The organism is Methylobacterium sp. 1973, from assembly GCF_040545035.1.
GTDB classification, from domain to species: Bacteria; Pseudomonadota; Alphaproteobacteria; order Rhizobiales; family Beijerinckiaceae; genus Methylobacterium; species Methylobacterium fujisawaense.
Window position 1 is genome coordinate 341,123 of the sequence record NZ_JBEPLA010000006.1, and the last position, 17,598, is coordinate 358,720.

The following is a 17,598-nucleotide window of genomic DNA, read 5'->3' on the forward strand; positions in this document are numbered from 1 at the left end:
CAGGGACGGGGCGCTTCCAGCCCCTTCTACAGCGCCACCACGTCCACCGCTTCGCCGAGCCTGTCACGGGCGATGTCCGCCACGTGGCGGTGGTGCGTGAACAGGATCGGCTGGACCCGTTCCCCGATCGCCGCCAGAGCGTCCAGACCGTAGCCGGTCCGGGTCTCGTCGAAGGTCGAGAACAGGTCGTCGCCGATGAAGGGCGCCGGCTCGGCGCGTTCGGCGTAGTCTTCCAGGTAGGCCAGCCGCAGGGCGAGGTAGAGCTGGTCACGGGTGCCCTCGCTCATGCCCTCGATCGCCACCGTGCCGCCCCCGGCGCGCTGCCCCGCGAGCTTCGGGGTGTCGGCCTCGTCGTAGATCTGGGCAAGGCCGGAGAACGCGCCGCCGGTGAGGGCCCGGAACAGCGCGCCCGCCCGGGCGACGAGGGGATCCTGCTGCCCCGCGCGATGGCGGGCCACCGCCTGCCCCAGCATCAGACCGGCGAGCCGCAGCACGGCCCAGGAGCGCGCCGCCGCCTGGAGATCCGCCTCCGCCGCCTTGCGCTCGGCGAGGGCCAGTTCGGCGCCGGTGCCGCCCTCCAGCTCCGCCCGGCGCCGCTCGGCGCGGTCGCGGTCGGCGAAGATCACCTGCCCGCGTTCGGCCTGCTCCTCGGCCTCGAGCGCCAGACGCGCCAGTTCGGCCTCGATGGCCTCTGGGGGCAGGGTCTCGAGACCGGCGCGCAGCTCGGCCTCGGGAAGCCCGTCGGCTGCGCCCGCGAGGCTGCCGCGGAGCCGCAGACGCTCGGCGCGCAGCAGCTCCCGGGCGCTCAAGCGGCCGAACAGACGATCGATCTCCGCAGTCGGGGCAGCGGCGAGGTCCGGCATCGCCTCGGCCACCAGCCGGACGAGGGTCGCCCGGGCCGCCTCGTGCGATTCCGCGGCATCGCGATGCGCCAACTCGGCCTCCTCGCGGCGGCGGTCGAGCTCGGCACGCCGCGCTTCCCGGGCCTGTGCGGCGACGAGACGGCTGTGGAGGGTCCGGATCGCACCGGCGGGCGGCGCCTGCGCGAGATCGGGCGCCAGGGCCTCGACCAGGGTGGCCACCGTGACCCGGAACGCCTCCATGTCCCGCCGGATGCCGGTGGACCGCCGCTGCAGGGCGGCCCGCTCCGCCAACCGGTCCGGCACGCTCCGCCATGCCTCCAGCGCGCCCTCGGCCTCTTCGGGCCCAGCCGCACCGTCGAGCCCGAGGGGCAGCAATGCCGCCGCCCAATCGGCCTGCCACGCGGCGCGCCGAGCGGCGATCTCGGCGAGGGCCCGCTCCAGCCGCTCAACCGAAAGTCCGGCGGCGCGCACCAGACCGGCAGTCTGAAGATTGGCTTCCCAGCGGCTTGCCAGGGTGGCGACCCGCGCTTCCAGACCGTCCAGCGCGGCAGCGATCTCGAGGTCCGGTGCGGCGTCGAGCCCGGCGCGGTTGCGCAGATCGGTCAGCGGCGCCCGGGCGGCCTCGATCCGCACCCGGAGGCGATCCGCCTCGATCCGCTGCGCGGCGAGCCGCTGCTCCGCTTCGATCAGGCTCTCCACCTCGGCGAGCCACGCCGCCATCTCGGCCGGCGGGCCGGGCACGAGGGCGGCGGGCCGCCAGGCCTCCTGCCAGGCCGCCTCGCCCGCGGCGAGCTCGGCGGCGAGGGCGGCGAGGACCTCATCGGCCTGCGTGGCCTCCGCCTCCTCGGTGGCGAGGCGCTCCAGGTCGGCGGCGTGTGCCGCGACCCGGGCCGCATCGGAGGCCCGCTCGTCGGCGACGCGGTCGGCCGACAGGAGCGCGCGCTCGAAGGCTGCGATCTCGGCGATCCCGGCCGGGCGCCCTTCCGCCAGAGCATCGCGGAGAAACGCGAAGGCGGCATCGCGGGTCGCCCGCAGCGCGTCGAGCCGCTCCCGGGTGGCGACGGGCCGGCCGGCCTCGCGCTCACGCAGCCGCGCCTGGGTGGCGGCGACCTGCCGGCGGGCGGTGTCGCGACGATCGGCGGCCCGCTCGTGCTCGCGGGTCTTGGTCTCCAGACGCTGACGGTAACGCGCCACCGTATCGGGAGCAGGCAGAGGCGTCCGGACGAGGACAGCGAGGTCGGCCACCGGAGGCGACAGCCGCCCCGCCTGGTTGTGCAGCAGCGCCGCCTCTCGGCAAATGGCGGCGTCGAGGGTCTCGCGGGCGGCGATCCATTCGTGCAGGCGGGCGAGGGGCTTCAACGCTTCCCGCAGGGGGGTCGGATCCCGGGCCGCATCCGCCGCCTCCATCTCCCGGGCGAGGCGCTCCCGCTCGGCACGGGCGGCGGCGAGGTCACGGCCGAGCTGATCCTCCGCGGCCGCGAAGGTCCGGCCCTCGCGGATCAGGCGCTCGATCCGCGCGCGCGCGGCGTCCGGAGGCTGCCCAGCCTCGAGCGCGGCGAGATCGGGGGCGCCGATCCGGCCACGCAGCCGCTCAAGCTCCAGCCCGACCTTGTAGGCGTCGCCCTCGATCCGGGGCAGGTCGGTGCCGCCCTTCTCGAACTCCTTGGTGCCGCTGAACGCCGCCAGGATCTCGTCGGCCCGGTGGGTCAGCGCCGGCTCGACCGGTACCGCCTCGGCCTCGCTCCGGGCCCGGTCGCGCGCGGCTTCGGCCCGCACCGCCTCGGCTTCCGCGGCGCGGCACGCGTCAAGGGCGGCCCCGAAACGGGCGATCCAGGCGGGATCCGCATCGGCGAGGTCGGTCTCGGCGGCGATGCGCTCCTCCAGCGCGTCGATCTCGGCGATGATCGGCCGGACGCGCTTGAGCCGCTCCAGCCGGGCGCGCGCCACCGCGATGGCCTTCTGCTCAGCCCGCAACGCCTCGAGCTGCGCGGCCGCCGCCGCGATCTCGTCGTTGAGCGCCCGCCAGTCGCCGGCGCGCAGGCCCCGCTCGCGGATCGCCCGCCGTGCCGTCTCGTGACGCTCCAGGGCTTGGTAGAAGGTCCGGTGCTTGGCTTGGCGCGGGGCGAAGATGGCGTCGGCCTCCGCGTCGAGTGTCGTCTGCAGCTCCGTGAGTCCGCGCAGGCCCGAACCCGCCGCGAACAGGCTCGCGCCAACCTCGCCCTCCACGTCGACCATCTCGCGCCCGCCGGCCCGGAGGCTCGCCGCGTCGAGGCCGAAGGCCCGGCAGAAGACCGGCCTGGACAGTCCGCCGAGGAACGGCGCCAGCGCGTCGTCGGGGAGCGGCGCCTCGGCGGCGTCGATGAGGGTCCGGCTGTTGCCCTTCCGGCGCCGGAAGGACAGACGGCGGCCGTCGGCGGCGGCGATCTCCGCGCCGAGGCGCAGCTGCGGCATGTCGTGCAGGAAGGCGTAGGGGGTGGATTTCCCGAAGCCGAACAGCAGGTCGGTGACCGCCGCCAGCGCGGTGCTCTTGCCGGCCTCATTGACGCCCAGCACCACGTGAAGGCGCGCATCCGGCCGGAATTCGACCGTGCGGTCCGTGAAGGCGCCGTAGCGCTCCAGGGCGAGGCGGATCAGCCGCATCGGACCTCCATGGGCGATCGCCTCAGCAGTGCCGGCCGCCGAGGCGCCCGAGGACCAGCGCCTCCGCCTCGGCACAGAGGGCGTCGAATTCCGCGTCGAAGTCGGCTTCCGCTGCGGCGGTCACCGGGATCCGGCTACCGATCTCGGCCAGGGCCGCCTTGGCCTTTGTGCGGAAATCGGGGTCGCGGTCGAGCTCGGCCAGCAACGCGGCGGGGTCGATGGCGGCACCGGAGGGCTCCACCGCGGCGCGCGGGCGGCACGTCTCGATCTTCAGGCGCTCCAGCCAGATATCTTCGTGCAGCCGGTGCGCGGCCGCCTGGATCTCGGCCGTCAGGGTCTCCCGGTCGGCCGCCAGGGCGTCGTGGGCGCGGGTGGTGCCGACGAGGTGGACGCGGACCAGGAGCAGCCGGCGGGCCGCGACGGCGGCGAGCGGCCTCAGGGCCGCCTCGACGGCCTCCACGGCGCCGCGCGGGTCGGCCGCCGCCGCGAGGTCGACCGCGATCCGCTCGAACCGGGCCCGATCGAGGGGCAGGCGGCTGACGCCCGTCACCCGCCCGTCGGCGACGTCCACCACGACCGCCCCCTTCTCGCCGCACTCGCGCACGCTCCGGCCCTGGAGATTGCCGGGGAACACGATCCAGGGATCCCGGGACAGCTCCGCGTATTCGTGGATGTGGCCGAGCGCCCAGTACTCGTAGCCCCGGGCCGCGAGGTCGGCGACCGAGCAGGGGGCGTAGGTTTCGTGGGCGGCGTGGCCGGTGCAGGAGGTGTGCAGGACCCCGAGATTGAACCAGCCCGACACGGCCGCCGGGTAGGTGAGCGACAGGTTCTCTTCGACGGCCCGACCCTGGAAGCTGCGGCCGTGGATCGCGACCCGCAGCGCGTCGAGGCGCAGGGTGCCGGCGCGGGCCGCCGGGAAGACATGCACGGAGTCCGGCAGCGTGATCGAGCGCGTGATGACGCTCTCGGCGTCGTGGTTGCCGCGCACCAGGATCGTCGGGATGCCGGCGCGGTCGAGGCGCGCCACCTGCCGGGCGAAGAACAGGCCGATCGTGGTGTCGGCCCAGTCGCCGTCGTAGACGTCGCCGGCCACCACCACGAAGGCGACCGACCGCTCGATCGCTTGGCTCACCAGGTCCTCGAAGGCCTGCCGCCCGGCCGAGGCGAGGCGTCGGGCGAGATCCGCGTCACGCGTGGCGAGGCCCGAGAGCGGGCTGCCGAGATGCAGATCCGCCGCGTGGATGAAGCTGAACGCGGTCATCGGTCTCCGGGAGGGATCGGTGGCGAGCCGGGGCGCGCGATCGCGCGCAGCCGTCGGCATCACAATGCGGGCTCTTAGGCCGCCGACAGGGGTCGCCTCAAGCGGCGGCATGCGACGAGCTGTGGGGCACGTCGCCGGGGACGGCCTCTGTTGCTCGTCGATCGGGCCCTTCCGCGGCGTCGGTGCGAATCCGGTCGAACGTCCCGGCCCCGGGCGCGTTAGAGCGTGGCGGTGACGGGAGAGCCGCGCGATGAGGTACGAGACCGGCCCGATGAATCCTGCTGCACGCCCGGCCCGCCTCACCGCCGCATCGTCGCACGCCCTGCCGATTTACCCCGCCGATCGGCCGCATCAGCCCTTCAAGATCGTGAGCTGGAACCTGCTGCGGCGCACCGGCGCGGCGGTTGACGACGTGGCCGCCCTCGTCGCCCAGGAGAAGCCCGACCTGCTGCTGATGCAGGAGGCGACCCGGGCCATCGGCTTCCTGCTGGACCGGATCGGCGGCCACTACGCCTGGGCACCCCTGCCGGGACGGATCCACGGGCTGGCCATGTGGAGCCCCAGGCCCTGGCCGGCGCCGCCCCGGGTCATCGCGCTGCCCTCGGGGGCGCTGGTGCACCGGGTCTGCCAGATCCTGGACCTCGGCGAGTTCGGCGTGGCCAACGTCCACCTGTCGCATGGGCAGATGCTCAACCGCCGCCAGCTGCGCCGCATCGTCAGCGAGCTGCCGCCCCGGGCCGCGGTTCTCGGCGATTACAACATTGTCGGCCCCGCGATGATCCCGGGTTTTCGCGATGTCGGACCGCGTCAGTCGACGCACGCGATGGTCGAGGTGCTGCCCCTGCGGCTCGACCGCTGCCTCGCCCGCGGCCTCGTCTGCCACGCCCATGCGGTGCTGCCGCGGGGGCCCTCCGATCACCGGCCGATCATCGTCCATCTCGGCCCGGCCCCCGAGGCGCATGCCCCGGGACGCTTCAAAGGTATGGCAGCAGCAGTCGCACGCCTGCGTCGCGCAAACGGACCGGCAGGCCGCGCGCGGCGAGATCCTCCCGCCTGAGCTGCGTCTCCATTTTGCCGCGCATGAACCGGTCGAGCGCGGCCGCGCAATCCGCGTCGATGATCTCGACGTTCAGCTCGAAGTTGAGCCGGAAGCTGCGCATGTCCCAGTTGGCGCTGCCGACGAAGCACCAGATGTCGTCAACCACCATCGCCTTGGAATGGTCGAAGGGCGGCTCGTCGAGCCACACCTGCACCCCGGCCCGCAGCAGCGGCTCGAGATGCGCCCGGGTCGCCCAGTCGATGAACGGATGGTCGCTGACCCGCGGGATGATCACGTCGACGGTGATGCCCCGCATCGCGGCCTGGGCCAGAGCGCCGGTCACCAGTTCGTCGGGCAGGAAGTAAGGCGTTACGAACCGGACCTTCCGGCGCGCGCAGGCGAGCGTCTGAAGGATGACCTGCTCGATCTTCTCGACGTCCGCATCCGGGCCGGAGGTGACGGCCCGGGCGACGCTGGGCCCGCACGGCTCGAGATCGACGAACCACGGTTCGCCGTCGAGGATCTCGCCGTCCACGAAGGCCCAATCCGCCGCGAAGGCGGCGGCGAGTTGCTCGACCACGGGCCCGGTCATACGGAAATGCGTGTCCCGGATCGGATGCTCGGGCTTCAGCGCGACGCGATTCGCGTGCGAGATGTTGAGACCGCCCGTGAAGGCGATGCGCCCGTCGAGGATCAGCAGCTTCTTGTGGGAGCGCAGGTTGAGGAACGGCATCCGCCAGGGAAGGGCCGAGTGCATGAACAGGGCCACCGGCACCCCGGCCGCCGTCAGCCGGCGGTAGACGGGCGTCCGGAAGTAGCCGCCGCCGATCCCGTCGATGATGACGCGCACCTTCACGCCGCGGTTCTGCGCCTCGACGAGGGCGTCGCAGAATTCGCGGCCGGTGGCATCGTCCCGGAAGATGTAGCTCGACAGGCCGATGCTGGCCTGCGCCTCGCGGATCGCCGCCAGCATCACCGGATAGGCCGCGTCGCCGTTTCGGAACATCTCCACCGCATTGCCCGCGAAGGCCGGCAGGCTGGTAATCCGCCGGATCGCCCGGTCGAGGGGCCAGAGCGTCTCCGGCACCACGGCGTCGTCGGTGTCGGGCAGCTGCGTCGCATCGGAGGGCTTGGTCCGCAGCCGCCGGGCGCGGCGCGAGACCCGGTTGATGCCGAAAGTCAGGTACAGGGCGGTCCCGAAGATCGGCGACAGCCACGCGAGACCAATCCAGCCGACCGCCACGCTCACCCGGCGCTTGCGCAGCAGGGCATGCAGGGTGACGCCGATCGCCAGCGCGACGCCGATCAAGGCCTCGACGTCCGCCCGCATCAATGCGGTCGACTGAACCCAGCGGAAGAGCGCGTTTTCCAAGGTCTCGGTATCCGGGTTCGCGTCGGGAGGCACCGGATTGGCCCAAGGCCCGTGCGGCGGGCGGGATTAATCCGCCGGCTTGGCCGGATGCGCAATGGCGGCGGTCCCGGCGGGCCGCTCGCAGCGATAGGGGCCGCTGCCGTCCAGCGCCCCATACAGGACCCGCCCGCCCGAGGCGATGCAGCGCGCCTTGGCTTCGGCGTAGGGCCGGTGGAAGCTCCAGATGGTGATCATGGGACCGATCGTGGCGAGGCAGATGCCCCCGAAGATCACGGCGGCGGCCCAGGTCGCGCCGTTGCGATCCGGCCGCGGCGGTCGCGGCGGCGGCATCGCCCCGTAGAAGGCCAGCGTCAGTCCGAACAGGTCGATGGTGCTCATCAGCCGTTCCGCGTTGCGGCGCCGCATCCGACAGGATCGGGTGTGCCGAACCACCTAGGGCAGGGCGCGTCGTTACCTATAAGCGTGGCGCCGACCGGCCTGCGTCGTATCGCGCCACCGCGCGCGATCTCGCGGCCTCACGGCTCCCAGCGCGGCGGCCTCTTGCCCAGGAAGGCGTCGATGCCCTCCTGGGCGTCGGCCATCATCATGTTCCGCGTCATCACCTCGGCGGCGTAGCCGTAGGCGTCCTCGAGACCCATCTCGAGTTGGCGACCGAACGCCTCCTTGCCGATCGCCAGGACACGCCGGGCCTTCCCGGCGATCCGCGTCGCCAGGGCGCCGACCGCCGCGTCGAGTTCCGCCTCCGGGACCACCCGGTTGACGAGGCCGATCCGCAGGGCCTCCGCGGCGTCGATCGGCTCGCCCACCAGAAGCATCTCCAGCGCGGCCTTGCGCGAGACGGCGCGCGACAGAGCGACCATCGGGGTCGAGCAGAACAGGCCGATCTGCACCCCCGGCGTGGCGAAACGGGCCGTCTCGGTGCAGACGGCGAGGTCGCAGGTGGCGACGAGCTGGCAGCCGGCGGCGGTGGCGATCCCGTGAACCCGGGCGATCACCGGCTGCGGCAGGCGCGTCAGGCTCAGCATCAGCCGGGCGCAGGTGCGGAACACCGCCTCTGTCGCCGCGCGGGAGGGATCGGTCCGCATCTCCTTGAGATCGTGCCCGGCGCAGAAGGCGGGACCCGCCCCCTGGAGAATCACGACCCGGACCGCCGGATCCGCGCGGATGGCGTCGAGCTGATCCTGGAGGGCGCCCATGAGGGCCATCGACAGGGCGTTGCGCGCCTGGGGCCGGTTGAGCGTCAGGTTCGCGACCCCGTCGGCGTCGCTGCGCAGCAGTACCGGCGCTTCCGGAGCTGTCGCGGCGTGGGCCGTGGCTGAGGTCATCGCGGCGTCTCCCGGTGCCGGCCTCCCTGGCACGGGGCCGATCTCGTCCAGCGAGGTTAGCACGCCGGCTCCGGCTCCGCGATGCCGGCGCGGCGAGCCGCGCCGTCGGCCGTCCTCGAACCAACCCGGCGGCGCGCGGTGCGCGGGCACCGATCCCGGACCGGGTGGGCTGCCCGTCAGGCCTGCTCGGCGAGGGCGAGGTCGAGGCTGGCGTAGTCGGCGCCCGGGCCGTTCCACCAGACGGCGGGATAGCTGGCGAGCCGACCCATCAGCCCGGCATAGACATCGGCGAGGTTTGTATCGACGACGACCAGCGCGGCATCCGACTGGGACAGGCTATCGGCGAGGGCCTGGCCGCGGCCGGCGCAGTCCAGGCAAACCACGCGCAGGCCGAGACGGACGAGGCCGAAGCGCATGGCCTCGGCCTGACCGAGATCCTGCACCAGGAGCGCCACGGTCTGACCGGCGCGCAGGCCCTCGCTCCAGGCCCAGCGGGAAAATCGGTGCGGGCAGATCGCGGCGGCGGGTCCGGACGGTGCCACGCGACGATCCGCGTTGGCCCCTCCCGCATCGCCTGTCCGGACGCGCCGGTCGGCGTCCCGCGCCGGGACTGGAAGGAATGCCGCAGGAGGATGGACGCCGTACATGCGATGCGGACCGCCTGAATCTGGACAAATTGCAGGCTCTGGCGTGACGCGAGCAGGTTAACACTCTCTCACGCGCCGGCGTTCCACCGAAAAACGACGCCGTTTTCGTCGGCGTGCCGGTCAGGGACTGCCCCTATGGCCAACAGGCCGTGAAAAGGAATGCGCGGATTGCCGGCAAATTCCGTCGCATTGGCGTGCGCACCGGACCGGCCTATGTCCCGGTGCCAGACGTGGCCCGCAAGAGGCCCCGCTCGATCGAGGAAACTACCGCGCATGCGCCCGACCACGACCCGGATCGCCCTCCTCGCCGCCGCCGCGCTGACGGCATTACCGGCACAGGCACAGATCCGTAACGCGCCGTCGCCGCGCGCCTTGGAATTCGCCTCCTACATCTTCGCCGCCTCCAATGTCTGCGGCTACCGGATCGGCAGCGCGCAATTCGAGGCCCTCCTGGCGAAGCAGAATGTTCAGATCGCCGACGTTCAGCCGCGGGGGCCGTTCGGCAACCGTGTGCAAACCATGTTCACGCTGATGTCGAACCAGATGGCGCAGAACCGCGACCAAGCCTGTCTCGCCGTCGCTGGCGAGTACGGGCCAGAGGGCACGGTGGCCAAGAACGTGCTCCTGCCGGCGGGCCAGGAGCCGGGCGCCCCGACCAAGACGCCTGCGGAGCCGGCCGAACCCGCCAAGCCGCAATAGAGATCGGCGACGGCGTCAGCCGAGGCGCCAGTCGATCGGGCGGCGCCCCTGCGCGGCGAGCCAGCGGTTGGCCCGGCCGAACGGGTCGGAACCGGGGAAGTCCCGGGCGCGGTTGAGCGGGGAGGGGTGACCGCTCTCGAACACGCCGTGGCGGTCCGCGTCGATCAGCGCGGCCCTGGCCCGCGCCTGTGCGCCCCAGAGCAGGAACACCGCCGGCTCCGGGCGGTCCGAGACGGCGCGCACCGCCTCGTCGGTGAGTGCGGCCCAGCCATAGCGCAGATGCGCTCCGGCCTTGCCGGCCTCGACGGTGAGGGCGCTGTTGAGCAGGAAGACGCCCTGCCGTGCCCAGGGCGTCAGGTCGCCGCCGGCGGCGCGGTCGGATCCGGCCTCCGCCAGGATCACCCGCAACGACGCGGGCAGGCGCCCTGCCCCAACGAACGAGAAGGCGAGGCCGTTGGCGTCGCCCGGGGTCGGGTAGGGATCCTGTCCGAGAATCACCGCCTTGACGTCCTGCAGCGGCGTCTCCCTCAAGGCGCGGAAGATCCGGTCCGGCGCCGGCAGCACCTGGGCCCCCGCGGCGATTCGTCCGTCGACACGGGCCGCCACGGCGTCGGCCTGACCATCGGCGAAGAACGGCAGCGTCAGCCAGGACGAGCCGGAGGCGCGGAAGGCTTCGAGGGCATCGGCCACAGGCGTATCGGTCATGGTCTCTCGCGGGTCGGATCGGGGCCGAGATAGCGGGCAGCCGGGCGCCGTCATCCGGGCAGCGGTTGCGGCCCGAGGCCCCGCGTGTTTAGGGACATGGGTCGAGCGTGCCGCATATCGCGGTGCGGCATGTGGCGTCCGGTCTTCGCCGGGCGGCTTCGCACCCTACATGGAAGCACACCCCACGGGGAATTGAGCCCCCGGCCAGGTTCAGGCGTCCGCGCCGGCGGCCGGGTATCGGAAACCAGAAGAAGGATCTCGGCGCGCGGCGCCGGAACGCTGCCATGAACGAACGCGTCGAACCCGCCGCGCTGGCGAATGGCCGGCCCCTCGCACCGCTCAAGCCCGCGGCCGACACCCTGCCGGCGGATCACCCGAAGGTGGCCTGGGGTCGCGTGGGCGTGCTCCTGATGAATCTCGGGACGCCTGAGGGCACGTCCTACTGGCCGATGCGCCGGTACCTCAAGGAATTCCTGTCGGACCGGCGCGTGATCGAGGTGCCGCGGCTGATCTGGTGGCCGCTCCTCAACCTCATCATCCTGACGAAGCGCCCCGGGCCGAAGGGCCGCGACTATGCCAGCGTGTGGAACAACGCCCTGAACGAGGGGCCGCTGAAGACCATCACCCGCGGCCAGAGCGAGCGCCTCCAGGCCGCCATGGGCGAGTCCGTGGTGGTCGACTGGGCGATGCGCTACGGCAAGCCCGAGGTCGCCGGGCGGATCCAGGCGCTCCTCGACCAGGGCTGCGACCGCATCCTCCTGGTCCCGCTCTATCCGCAATACGCGGCGGCGACCTCGGCCACCGCCTGCGATCAGGCCTTCCGGGCGCTGATGGACATGCGCTGGCAGCCGACGGTGCGCGTCTCGCCGCCCTATCACGACGACCCGGTCTACATCGCCGCCATGGCCGATTCGATCCGCGAGGGCCTCGCGAAGCTCGATTTCGAACCGGAGGTGATCCTCACCTCGTTCCACGGGGTGCCGCGGAGCTACCTGCTCAAGGGCGACCCCTACCATTGCCAGTGCCACAAGACCGGGCGGCTGATCCGCGAGGCCCTGGGCCTGTCGCCGGACAAGATGCGCGTGACCTTCCAGTCGCGCTTCGGCAACGAGGAGTGGCTGAAGCCCTACACCGACGAGACGGTGATGGACCTCGCGAAGTCGGGCGTGAAGCGGATGGCGATCGTCGCCCCGGGCTTCACGGCGGACTGCCTCGAAACCCTCGAAGAGCTCGACGGCGAGAACCGCCATTACTTCGAAGAGAATGGCGGCGAGCGCTTCGCCTACATTCCCTGCCTGAACGACAGCGACCTCGGCATGCGGGTGATCGAGCACGTGGTACGCCGCGAACTTCAGGGCTGGGTCTGAGATCGGCGCCGGGTTGCCGCTTGCGGCGCGGCCCAGCCCCCCTATTATTTTCCTAAGCTGAACGGGCGCATCGGTTCGGCACGGGAGGATCTCATGGCGTTCTTCATCGGCATCGCGTGTCCGTGGCTCCTGATCGCGGTGCTCGACAGGATCGCCGAGGGGCGCCGGAGCGCCGAACTCGCGGCCCTCGGGCTCACGCCACAGCCGGCCCCGGCTCAATCCAGCTACCTCGTCCCTGACCGGCCGTATTGAGGCCCGGCGGGGGCGTGACCCAGCCGGAACCTCGCCCCGCGTCGGGCGGGCCCCGCATTGCCGTCACAGGCCGAGCGACGTGACCCAGGACAGCGCTGCTCTAGGACAGCGCGACGCCCGGGAAGCGTGCCGTCACACGGATCGCTTCCGGGCGGTCGAAACTATGGCGGCTTTTCCGTTCCGTAGAACCGGACGACCGTTTCGCTGCGGGCCCGGTGCCGCGCGGACCGACCCATGATCTCGTCAGAGGGCTGGACCGAATCAGAACCCGGCCCGGCCCTCTGTCGCATCCAGCTTACGGCTTCTTCGGCTCCGACTCCGGCTGAGCGGCCGGCGGCGCGTCGGTGCGCTCGATCTTGGCCTCCGAGCGGAGCTTCAAGATCATGTCCTGCTGCGCCTTGCGGATCAGGTGCTGGTCGATCTGTTCCTTCAGCTCGTCGAAGGTCGGCTGCGGCTTCGTCCGCTTCTCCTCCACCTTGATCACGTGCCAGCCGAACTGGGTCTTGATCGGGTCAGAGACCTGTCCGGGCTTCATCGCGAACGCGGCGTTGGCGAAATCCGGGACCATCCGTTCCTTCGTGAACCAGCCGAGATCGCCGCCCTCGGTCTTCGAGCCCGGATCCTTGGAGGCCTCGGCGGCGACCTTGGCGAAATCCTCGCCGCCCTTGATGCGCGCGGCGATCTTCTTGGCCTCGGCCTCGTTGTCCACGAGGATGTGGCGCGCGTGCACCTCCTCCTCGGGCTTCATCAGCTTGACGGTCTGGTCGTAGATCGCGTGCTCCGCCTCAGGCGTGACCGCGCGCTTGGCCTCCTGCTCCAGATAGTCGTCGAGCAGCAGCTTGTCGCGGAAATAGGCGAGCTTGCGCTTGAATTCCGGCGTGTCGCCGATCTTGGCGGACTCGGCGGCCTGCGCACCGACGCGGAGATCGACCATGTAGTCGACGAGCAGGTTCTTCTTCTGCGCCTCGTCGACGCCCGGCAGCGACAGGGCGGGATCGTCCGCCGCGATGGCGAGGTCGCCCTGCGTGATCGGCTTGCCGTTCACGCTCGCCACGACCGAATCCGCGCTCGGCGCGGCGGCCGGCGCGGCGGCCGGTGTGTTAGCCGCCGGTGTCGGAGCCTTCTGGGGGGCCTGGGCCAGCGCCAGTCCCGGCATCGCGATCATGACGGCGAGCGCGCTGGCGCGCCGGAGAAGGGCGGTGTTCGGCATACGGGCGAAGTCCTCGGCTCACGTCTTGGCGCCGCACCGGATCGGCCGGGCGGCAGGCCGCGGCACAGGTGGGCCGCGTCGGGCGAGAAGGCAAGCGCGGCCATTTCGCCGGTGCCGGAACCGTGACCGTACCGGCATGCGTTGAGGGCTGCCCCTTCCAGGTGCGCCGGGCGATGTTTACCTCTATAAGCCCGGCCAACTCCGTCCAGGCCGGCCCGCCACGCTCACCCGTGTGCGGGCTCGCGCGTCCGCAGGTCAACGATGCTCGGCTCCTTCGCCAAGAAGATTTTCGGCTCCTCGAACGACCGCCGCGTCAAGGGCTATCGCCCGCGCGTGGCACAGATCAATGCGCTGGAACCGGAGATCCAGGCCCTCTCCGACGAGGCCCTGCGCGCCCGCACCGATATGCTGAAGGCGGAACTCGCCAACGGCAAGAGCCTCGACGACATCCTCGTGCCGGCCTTCGCCACGGTGCGCGAGGCGGCCAAGCGCGTCTTCGGCCAGCGCCACTTCGACGTGCAGCTCATCGGCGGCATGGTGCTCCACGAGGGCGGCATCGCCGAGATGAAGACCGGCGAGGGCAAGACCCTGGTGGCGACGCTTCCGGTCTACCTGAACGCCCTGGAGGGCAAGGGCGTCCACGTCGTCACGGTGAACGACTACCTCGCCTCGCGCGACGCCGAGTGGATGGGGCAGGTCTACCGATTCCTGGGCCTCAGCGTCGGCACCATCGTGCACGGGCTCGACGATGCGCAGCGCAAGGAGGCGTATGCCTGCGACATCACCTACGGCACCAACAACGAGTACGGGTTCGACTACCTGCGCGACAACATGAAATACGAGATGTCCCAGCTGGCGCAGCGGGGCCATAATTTCGCGATCGTCGACGAGGTCGATTCGATCCTGATCGACGAGGCGCGGACGCCGCTGATCATCTCGGGCCCGGTGGACGACCGTTCGGAACTCTACGTGGCGGTGGACGCGCTGATGCCGCGCCTGCGCAAGGAGTTCTACGACCTCGACGAGAAGCAGCGCACCGTCTCGCTCACCGAGGAGGGGAACGAGTTCATCGAGGAGGCGATGCGGGAGGCGGGCCTCCTCAGGGAGGGCGACCTCTACGACGCCCACAACGTCACGCTGGTCCACCACGTGAACCAGGCCCTGCGCGCCCACACGCTGTTCACCCGCGACAAGGACTACATCGTCAAGAACGACGAGGTGGTGATCATCGACGAGTTCACCGGCCGCATGATGCAGGGCCGGCGCTACTCGGAGGGGCTCCACCAGGCGCTGGAGGCGAAGGAGCGGGTCACGATCCAGCCCGAGAACCAGACGCTGGCCTCGATCACCTTCCAGAACTACTTCCGTCTGTACAAGAAGCTCGCCGGCATGACCGGCACCGCCTCCACCGAGGCCGACGAGTTCGCCGAGATCTACAAGCTCGACGTGGTCGACATCCCGACCAACAAGGAGGTCGAGCGCGTCGACGAGGACGACGAGGTCTACCGCACCGTCGCCGAGAAGTACGAAGGCATCATCGCCGAGATCGACAAGGCGCATACCCGCCACCAGCCGATCCTGGTCGGCACCGGCTCGATCGAGAAGTCGGAGCACCTCGCCGAGATGCTTAAGAAGGCCGGCTACACCCTGCTCGACTATTCCGACCCGAACGCGCTCACCGACGTCTACGCCGCCGCCCGTGAGGGCCGGGTGACCAAGCGGTTTGCCGTGCTGAATGCCCGCTTCCACGAGCAGGAGGCCTACATCGTGGCCGAGGCGGGTGTCCCCGGCGCGATCACCATCGCCACCAACATGGCGGGCCGCGGCACCGACATCAAACTCGGCGGCAATCTCGAGATGCGCATCGAGAAGGAGCTGGGCCACCTCGCGGACGGTCCGGAACGCGCGTCCGCCATCGAGGCGATCAAGGCCGAGATCGCCGAGAACCGCGCCAAGGTGCTGGCCTCGGGCGAGCCGGCCGATCCCGCGGCGGGGCGCAAGAAGGACCTGCCGGGCGGCCTCTACATCATCGGCACCGAGCGCCACGAATCGCGGCGCATCGACAACCAGCTCCGCGGCCGCTCCGGCCGCCAGGGCGATCCCGGCCGCTCGAAGTTCTACCTGTCGCTTCAGGACGACCTGATGCGCATCTTCGGCTCCGACCGCATGGACGGGATGCTGCAGAAGCTAGGCCTGGAGCAGGGCGAGGCGATCATCCACCCCTGGATCAACAAGGCCATCGAGAAGGCGCAGCAGAAGGTCGAGGCGCGCAACTTCGACATGCGCAAGAACGTGCTCAAGTACGACAACGTCATGAACGACCAGCGCAAGGTCGTCTTCGAGCAGCGCCGCGACTTCATGGGGCAGGAGAGCGTCCGCGAGACCGTGGACGAGATGCGTGAGGGCGTGATCGACGACCTCGTCGCCCGCCACATCCCGGAAAACGCCTATGCCGAGCAATGGGACGTCGCCGGCCTGCGCGAGCAGGTGAAGGAGATCCTGAATCTCGACGTGCCGGTCGAGGACTGGGCCAAGGAAGAGGGCATCGCCGACGAGGAGATGCGCGAGCGCCTGATGAAGGCCGCCGAGACCGCCTATGCCGAGCGGACCGAGAAGAACGGCGCCGAGGTCACCGCCTATATCGAGAAGCAGGTCCTGCTCCAGACCCTGGACCACCTGTGGCGTGAGCACCTCGTGACGCTGGACCACCTCCGGCAGGTGATCGGCTGGCGCGGCTTCGCCCAGCGCGACCCGCTCAACGAATACAAGTCCGAGGCCTTCGATCTGTTCGGCGGTCTCGTGACCGCCCTCCGCGAGCAGGTGACCGCCCAGCTGTCGCGGGTGGAGATCATGTTCCAGGAACAGCAGGAGGGTGAATTCCCGACGGCGCCTCCGGAACTGCCGCCGATGTTCGCCCAGCATCTCGACCCGGTCACCGGCGAGAACGAGATGGACCATGCCGGCTTCGGCTCGGGCAGCGACGGCGGCGGGGGGCCGGCCTACGGCTACGCGGCGCAAGGCCTGGCGGCGGACGGGGCCGTGCTGGAGCGCGACCCGAACGACGCGAGCACCTGGGGCCGCGTCGGCCGCAACGAGCCCTGCCCCTGCGGTTCGGGCAAGAAATACAAGCACTGCCACGGCAGCCTCCAGGCCTGAGGCCGGGATGCCCGCGCGGGCGCTCTTCATCGCCGGGGCCGGAACCGAGATCGGCAAGACCTATGTCACCGCCGCCCTGACCCGCCGCCTGCGGGCGCAGGGCCGGGCGGTCCGGACCGTGAAGCCGCTCGCGAGCGGCATCCCGTCCCTCGGCGATCCCGGCTTCATCGAGAGCGACACGGCCCGGCTCCTGGACGCGCAAGGCATCGCCCTCGACGCGGAGGCCGTGGAGTCCTGCTCGCCCTGGCGGTTCTCGGCGCCGCTCTCGCCCGATCAGGCGGCCGTGCTGGAGGGGCGGTCCCTCGACCTCACCGACCTCGTCGGTTGGTGCCGCGCAGAGATCGCCCGCACGGAGGGCACGCTGCTCATCGAGGGCGTCGGCGGCCTCATGAGTCCGGTCACCGCGGTTGCCACCGGCCTCGACTGGCTCCGGGCGCTCGGCGTGCCGGCGCTGCTCGTCTCCGGGAGCTATCTCGGGGCGATCAGCCACGCGCTCACCGCCTGCGAGACCCTGCGCCTCCACGATGTGCCGTTGCGCGCCGTGGCGGTCAGCGAGAGCCCGGGTGCACCGGCCCCCGCCGCGACCGTCGCCGCCGCGATCGCCCGGCATGCCGGCGCCCCCGTGTTCTGCCTGCGCCGCGGCGAGACCTGCCCGGAGGATCTGGCCGGCCTGATCTGATCGCGGCCGGTGTCCGTTGCTGGACGGCGCGGCCGCAGCCGCTAGCTTTATCGTTGCGGCATCACACCCGGCGCCGGAACGCGATGTCCGGACGTCGAGACCGGGTAGCCCTCGGGGAATCCTGCATTGAGCCAGACCCTTGCCCCGGCGGCGAAGACCCGGCCCGAGACCGGCACGACCGACGCGGATGCGGCGCGCGGCCGGCTCCGACCCGCCCTCGTCCTGGGCGCGCTGGGCGTCGTGTACGGGGACATCGGCACGAGCCCGCTCTACGCGTTCAAGGAGGCCGTGAAGGCGGCGACCGCCGGCGGGGCGTCGGTGCCGGCGGCGGCCACGGGGGCGGTGTCGCTGATCCTGTGGTCGCTGATCCTGATCGTGTCGCT

15 protein-coding genes are annotated in these 17,598 nt (G+C 71.3%); 7 read left to right on the top strand and 8 right to left on the bottom strand.

The window, feature by feature from the left end; all coding sequences use genetic code 11:
- Positions 1 to 26: 26 nt before the first annotated feature.
- Together ABIC70_RS14770 and ABIC70_RS14775 are read right to left on the bottom strand one after the other, a co-directional pair.
- Positions 27 to 3,503: an ATP-binding protein gene (locus tag ABIC70_RS14770; protein WP_354439978.1), complete on the bottom strand. Its 3,477-nt coding sequence runs from the start codon at positions 3,501 to 3,503 to the stop codon at positions 27 to 29.
- Positions 3,504 to 3,525: 22 nt separating this feature from the next.
- Positions 3,526 to 4,764 carry a metallophosphoesterase family protein gene (locus ABIC70_RS14775; RefSeq protein WP_354439979.1) on the bottom strand — a complete coding sequence of 413 codons (1,239 nt, stop codon included), beginning with the start codon at positions 4,762 to 4,764 and terminating at the stop codon, positions 3,526 to 3,528.
- Between the two features lie 271 nt (positions 4,765 to 5,035).
- Between ABIC70_RS14775 and ABIC70_RS14780 the strand changes: the two genes are divergently transcribed.
- Entirely contained in the window at positions 5,036 to 5,821 is a 786-nt protein-coding gene (locus ABIC70_RS14780; RefSeq protein ID WP_236952974.1) for an endonuclease/exonuclease/phosphatase family protein, read from the top strand.
- Here the strand turns inward: ABIC70_RS14780 and ABIC70_RS14785 are convergent.
- The 4 genes from ABIC70_RS14785 to ABIC70_RS14800 form a co-directional block, all read right to left on the bottom strand.
- The gene (locus ABIC70_RS14785) at positions 5,739 to 7,175 is read right to left on the bottom strand and encodes a phospholipase D-like domain-containing protein (RefSeq protein WP_043755835.1); all 1,437 of its coding nucleotides are present in this window, start codon (positions 7,173 to 7,175) and stop codon (positions 5,739 to 5,741) included. The two genes, ABIC70_RS14780 and ABIC70_RS14785, sit on opposite strands and share 83 nt — an antisense overlap.
- A gap of 66 nt (positions 7,176 to 7,241) precedes the next feature.
- Complete coding sequence (locus ABIC70_RS14790; RefSeq protein WP_043356346.1) at positions 7,242 to 7,553, bottom strand: hypothetical protein; 312 nt, start codon at positions 7,551 to 7,553, stop codon at positions 7,242 to 7,244.
- Positions 7,554 to 7,690: 137 nt separating this feature from the next.
- Complete coding sequence (locus tag ABIC70_RS14795) at positions 7,691 to 8,500, bottom strand: enoyl-CoA hydratase (RefSeq protein ID WP_354439980.1); 810 nt, start codon at positions 8,498 to 8,500, stop codon at positions 7,691 to 7,693.
- Positions 8,501 to 8,676: 176 nt separating this feature from the next.
- Positions 8,677 to 9,042 carry an AMP-dependent synthetase gene (locus tag ABIC70_RS14800; RefSeq protein ID WP_354439981.1) on the bottom strand — a complete coding sequence of 122 codons (366 nt, stop codon included), beginning with the start codon at positions 9,040 to 9,042 and terminating at the stop codon, positions 8,677 to 8,679.
- 378 nt (positions 9,043 to 9,420) lie between these two features.
- Between ABIC70_RS14800 and ABIC70_RS14805 the strand changes: the two genes are divergently transcribed.
- Complete coding sequence (locus tag ABIC70_RS14805; protein WP_043353176.1) at positions 9,421 to 9,846, top strand: hypothetical protein; 426 nt, start codon at positions 9,421 to 9,423, stop codon at positions 9,844 to 9,846.
- A gap of 15 nt (positions 9,847 to 9,861) precedes the next feature.
- Here ABIC70_RS14805 and ABIC70_RS14810 read toward each other — a convergent pair whose 3' ends face one another.
- A complete protein-coding gene (locus ABIC70_RS14810) occupies positions 9,862 to 10,551 on the bottom strand; it encodes a uracil-DNA glycosylase (RefSeq protein WP_179698280.1) in 690 nt (229 codons plus the stop codon).
- 284 nt (positions 10,552 to 10,835) lie between these two features.
- Here ABIC70_RS14810 and hemH point away from each other — a divergent pair, with 284 nt between their 5' ends.
- A complete protein-coding gene (gene hemH, locus ABIC70_RS14815; protein WP_043353172.1) occupies positions 10,836 to 11,918 on the top strand; it encodes a ferrochelatase in 1,083 nt (360 codons plus the stop codon).
- 93 nt (positions 11,919 to 12,011) lie between these two features.
- On the top strand, positions 12,012 to 12,170 hold the full coding sequence (locus ABIC70_RS14820; protein WP_164706403.1) for a hypothetical protein: 159 nt from the start codon (positions 12,012 to 12,014) through the stop codon (positions 12,168 to 12,170).
- 295 nt (positions 12,171 to 12,465) lie between these two features.
- On the opposite strand, the gene ABIC70_RS14825 is transcribed toward ABIC70_RS14820, so the two are convergent.
- Positions 12,466 to 13,380, bottom strand: coding sequence for a peptidylprolyl isomerase (locus ABIC70_RS14825; RefSeq protein ID WP_111474136.1), 915 nt, complete (start codon positions 13,378 to 13,380; stop codon positions 12,466 to 12,468).
- A 261-nt stretch (positions 13,381 to 13,641) separates the two neighbouring features.
- Here ABIC70_RS14825 and secA point away from each other — a divergent pair, with 261 nt between their 5' ends.
- The 3 genes from secA to ABIC70_RS14840 form a co-directional block, all read left to right on the top strand.
- Positions 13,642 to 16,536: a preprotein translocase subunit SecA gene (secA, locus tag ABIC70_RS14830; protein WP_354439982.1), complete on the top strand. Its 2,895-nt coding sequence runs from the start codon at positions 13,642 to 13,644 to the stop codon at positions 16,534 to 16,536.
- A gap of 7 nt (positions 16,537 to 16,543) precedes the next feature.
- Positions 16,544 to 17,215: a dethiobiotin synthase gene (gene bioD, locus ABIC70_RS14835; protein ID WP_354439983.1), complete on the top strand. Its 672-nt coding sequence runs from the start codon at positions 16,544 to 16,546 to the stop codon at positions 17,213 to 17,215.
- Between the two features lie 126 nt (positions 17,216 to 17,341).
- Positions 17,342 to 17,598: KUP/HAK/KT family potassium transporter (locus ABIC70_RS14840; RefSeq protein WP_354439984.1), on the top strand; the 257-nt coding region annotated here is incomplete at its 3' end.

Coding starts and splice junctions, on each gene's coding strand:
- ABIC70_RS14790 (WP_043356346.1), bottom strand. CDS start 7,553: ATGAGCACCATCGACCTGTTCGGACTGACGCTGGCCTTCTACGGGGCG.
- ABIC70_RS14770 (WP_354439978.1), bottom strand. CDS start 3,503: ATGCGGCTGATCCGCCTCGCCCTGGAGCGCTACGGCGCCTTCACGGAC.
- hemH (WP_043353172.1), top strand. CDS start 10,836: ATGAACGAACGCGTCGAACCCGCCGCGCTGGCGAATGGCCGGCCCCTC.
- ABIC70_RS14795 (WP_354439980.1), bottom strand. CDS start 8,500: ATGACCTCAGCCACGGCCCACGCCGCGACAGCTCCGGAAGCGCCGGTA.
- bioD (WP_354439983.1), top strand. CDS start 16,544: ATGCCCGCGCGGGCGCTCTTCATCGCCGGGGCCGGAACCGAGATCGGC.
- ABIC70_RS14775 (WP_354439979.1), bottom strand. CDS start 4,764: ATGACCGCGTTCAGCTTCATCCACGCGGCGGATCTGCATCTCGGCAGC.
- ABIC70_RS14780 (WP_236952974.1), top strand. CDS start 5,036: ATGAATCCTGCTGCACGCCCGGCCCGCCTCACCGCCGCATCGTCGCAC.
- secA (WP_354439982.1), top strand. CDS start 13,642: ATGCTCGGCTCCTTCGCCAAGAAGATTTTCGGCTCCTCGAACGACCGC.
- ABIC70_RS14825 (WP_111474136.1), bottom strand. CDS start 13,380: ATGCCGAACACCGCCCTTCTCCGGCGCGCCAGCGCGCTCGCCGTCATG.
- ABIC70_RS14820 (WP_164706403.1), top strand. CDS start 12,012: ATGGCGTTCTTCATCGGCATCGCGTGTCCGTGGCTCCTGATCGCGGTG.
- ABIC70_RS14810 (WP_179698280.1), bottom strand. CDS start 10,551: ATGACCGATACGCCTGTGGCCGATGCCCTCGAAGCCTTCCGCGCCTCC.
- ABIC70_RS14805 (WP_043353176.1), top strand. CDS start 9,421: ATGCGCCCGACCACGACCCGGATCGCCCTCCTCGCCGCCGCCGCGCTG.